The organism is Pseudarthrobacter chlorophenolicus (assembly GCF_000962805.1).
Classification (GTDB): Bacteria; Actinomycetota; Actinomycetes; order Actinomycetales; family Micrococcaceae; genus Arthrobacter; species Arthrobacter chlorophenolicus_A.
On the sequence record NZ_JZTW01000041.1, the window covers coordinates 1 to 549 of the forward strand.

A 549-nucleotide genomic window follows, 5' to 3' on the forward strand; every position below is an offset into this window, starting at 1 on the left:
TCATCCTCGCCAAAACCGTCAAAGGCTACGGACTCGGACCGCACTTCGAGGGCCGCAACGCGACCCACCAGATGAAGAAGCTGACCCTTGATGACCTGAAGAAGTTCCGCGACCACCTGCGGATCCCGGTCACCGACGAACAGCTCGAGCAGGACACGTACCGTCCGCCGTACTACCACCCGGGCACGGACGCTCCGGAAATCAAGTACATGATGGAGCGTCGTGCAGCCCTCGGCGGGTCCGTCCCGGAACGCCGTTCCAAGCACGCCGAGATCGTGCTGCCCGAGGCAAAGTCCTACGAGGTTGCCAAGCGCGGCTCCGGGAAGCAGCAGGCCGCCACCACCATGGCGTTCGTCAGGCTCCTGAAGGACCTGATGCGGGATAAGAACTTCGGCAAGCACATCGCCCCGATCATCCCGGATGAGGCCCGTACGTTCGGTATGGATGCGTTCTTCCCCACGGCTAAGATCTACAACCCCAAGGGCCAGAACTACCTGTCCGTGGACCGCGACCTCGTCCTGGCCTACAAGGAATCCCCCGCCGGCCAGC

The 549-nt window shown here is 63.0% G+C and carries 1 pseudogene; it reads left to right on the forward strand.

The annotated features are described in order from the left end of the window. A pseudogene (locus tag UC32_RS19960) lies at nt 1-549 on the forward strand (pyruvate dehydrogenase (acetyl-transferring), homodimeric type); the annotation flags it as partial.